Genomic DNA, 1,393 nt, shown 5'->3' with positions numbered 1-1,393 from the left:
GGGGCCTGACCCTGGTTCTTGGACACGCTGATTCCAGCATCTGCTGGGGAAGCGAGATGATCAGGAACTATGGCCAGGAAGAACTACTCCGAGGAGTTTCGTCGGCAGGCCGTGGACTTGTACGAGTCCACGCCCGGTGCCACGGTCCGCGGTATCGCCGAGGACCTCGGGATCGTGCGCGGCACGTTGCGGGGCTGGCTCGACGCGTACGGGACAGGCAAGAAGACCGCGCCGGACGGCACACGGACGTCGAGCCCGCTGCGGTCCACCACGACGCGTTCCAGCGGCGTGCCGGCCGGTCCCACGGTGCCTGCGGGTGAGACGCCGGAGCAGAAGATCGCCCGGCTCGAGGCGGAGAACGCGGCCCTGCGGGTCGAGACGACGAAGCTGGCCACCGAGCGGGAGATCTTGCAGAAAGCGGCGAAGTATTTCGCCGGGGAGACGCGCTGGTGAGTCGCTTCCAGTTCGTTGCCGACCACTGCAACACCTTCGAGGTGAAGCGACTGTGCGAGCTCGTCGAGATCGAGCGTTCCTCCTACTACGCCTGGAAGGCGTCCGCACCAGCGCGGGCCCAGCGGGCTGCCGCGGACGCGGCCCTTCAGGCACGGATCCGCCGGGTCCACGCAGCTGACAACACCCTCGGCGCGCCACGAGTGACCGCCGAGCTCAACGACGGCGTCCCGGACGGTGAGCGGGTCAACCACAAACGGATCGCGCGGGTGATGCGCGCGGCCGGGATCGCCGGCTACGTCAAGAAACGCAAGGTCCGCACCACGATCCCCGAGCCGACCGACCAGGTCGTGCCGGACCTGCTGCAGCGGGACTTCACCGCGAAGGCGCCGAACCAGCGTTACGTCGGCGACATCACCTACCTACCGATCAGCGCGGCCGCAGGCGGCGGGAACCTGTACCTCGCCACTGTCATCGACTGCTACTCCCGCCGCCTGGTCGGCTGGGCGGTCGCCGACCACATGCGCACCGAGCTCGTCACCGACGCGCTCAACGCCGCTGCCGCGACCCGTGGGTCGCTGGCCGGGGCGGTCTTTCACAGCGACCACGGGTCGGTCTACACCTCGAAGGCCTACGCCGATCTCTGCGCGGCTCTGGGCGTGAGGCAGTCCATGGGCGCGGTGGGCACCTCGGCCGACAACGCTCTCGCGGAATCGTTCAACGCGACCCTCAAACGCGAGGTCCTGCAGGACGCGGCCTGCTGGCCGGATGAGGCCACATGCCGCCGCGAGGTGTTCCGTTGGATCCTTCGCTACAACAACCGCCGCCGACACTCCTGGTGCGGCTACACCAGCCCCGTCGACTACGAGAAAAACACAACCACCACTACGCTCGCTACCGCGGCGTAAACCCACCCCGTGTCCACGAACCGGGGTCAAGGCCC

Annotated in this window: 1 protein-coding gene; it reads left to right on the top strand. The window is 68.2% G+C overall.

Annotated elements, in window-relative coordinates:
• The first annotated feature begins 69 nt into the window (after positions 1–69).
• Positions 70–1,358, top strand: a protein-coding gene (locus ACIPN7_RS29845) for an IS3 family transposase (RefSeq protein WP_400550854.1) whose coding sequence is annotated in 2 segments (ribosomal slippage) — positions 70–433 and positions 433–1,358 — 1,290 coding nt in all. Because the reading frame shifts where the segments join, the coding sequence is not laid out codon by codon here.
• The last annotated feature ends 35 nt before the right edge of the window (positions 1,359–1,393 follow it).

The organism is Promicromonospora sp. NPDC090134 (assembly GCF_044746965.1).
GTDB lineage: Bacteria > Actinomycetota > Actinomycetes > Actinomycetales > Cellulomonadaceae > Promicromonospora.
The sequence above is the reverse complement of the archived record's forward strand: the minus strand, read 5'-3'. Positions and strand labels throughout refer to the sequence as shown.